This is a genomic window from Barnesiella sp. CU968, assembly GCF_905219685.1.
Classification (GTDB): Bacteria; Bacteroidota; Bacteroidia; order Bacteroidales; family Muribaculaceae; genus Lepagella; species Lepagella muris_A.
Map to the genome: position 1 here is coordinate 1 of NZ_CAJMXD010000565.1, position 1307 is coordinate 1307.

The following is a 1307-nucleotide window of genomic DNA, read 5'->3' on the forward strand; positions in this document are numbered from 1 at the left end:
AACTTGTCAGGACCGGTCAAAATTTGGCTGGTCCTTTTTTAGTGGCCGGCGTCAGACACACTCAAAGAAACAGTATCCGTGTATAAGTTAAATCAGTTAAAGAAAGGATGTTTGCATTATCGTTTTTTTTAATTAACTTTGCGTTGAGAAGCGACATGACTGTTAGTGTTGCATTCATCCTTTCAAATTTAACGATGGAAAAAGAAATAAACGTAGACGGCTTGACTTTTGTGCCGTATCTGACGAGTGACCGGATCGCAGAACAAGTGAAACGCGTGGCAAATGAGATCCGCAACGACCTTGGTGATTCCTGCCCTATCTTTATTTGCGTCCTCAACGGCGCATTCATGTTTGCCGCTGACCTCTACAGAGAAATCGGCATAAACAATTCCGTTATAACTTTTGTAAAATATTCAAGTTATGAAGGCACTAAATCTACCGGCAACATAAAAGAGGTGATAGGCCTCAAGGAAGATATTTCCGACAGAGATGTAGTGATAATAGAAGATATTGTGGACACCGGTCTCACGGCTGTCAAGATGATAGAGGATCTGCGCAGCCGTAACCCGCGTTCCATACGTTTCGCAACTCTGCTTCACAAACCCGAGAGCTGCAAGACGGGCTTCACCCCGGATTATGTGGCATTCACAATTCCACCGAAATTTATCATCGGCTACGGTCTTGATCTTGATGGCAAAGTAAGAAATCTTCCCGACATATACGTTATAAAAGAAGAAGCTGAAAATATTGACATAGACAATAAAATGAAAGACACCCTGAATGTAGTGCTCTTTGGCGCTCCCGGAAGCGGCAAAGGAACACAAAGCGCAAAGCTCATCGACAAATATGGTCTTTACCATATTTCTACCGGGGAGGTGCTGCGTGACCATATCAAACGTGGCACTGAATTAGGAAAAATCGCAGATTCCTACATCTCTGAAGGGCAACTTATTCCCGATGATCTGATGATTAAGATTCTTGATGACGTTCTTGAAAAAGAGGCAGCCGATAAAAAGGGCGTAGTATTCGACGGATTCCCCCGCACAATACCGCAGGCAGAGGCACTGAAGGAGCTGCTTAAGAAACGCGGCACCGACCTTCATGCCGTAATCGGTCTTGAAGTGCCCGAAGAGGAACTTATGGAACGCATGTTGCTGAGAGGTAAAGAAACCGGACGCGCCGATGACAACCCCGAAACCATCAAGAACCGTCTGAAAGTTTATCATGACCAGACCCATCCTCTACGTGAGTATTACACTAAGGAGGGCAAATATCTTCCCATCAACGGAACCGGGATAGTGGACGAG

At 45.0% G+C, this 1307-nt stretch carries 1 protein-coding gene and 1 pseudogene; both read left to right on the forward strand.

The annotated features are described in order from the left end of the window. Positions 1-194 precede the first annotated feature (194 nt). Positions 195-716, forward strand: a pseudogene (hpt, locus tag JX312_RS14200) (hypoxanthine phosphoribosyltransferase); the annotation flags it as partial. A gap of 48 nt (positions 717-764) precedes the next feature. Next, a partial coding sequence (locus tag JX312_RS14205; RefSeq protein WP_239653937.1) for an adenylate kinase occupies positions 765-1307 on the forward strand: 543 nt, incomplete at its 3' end.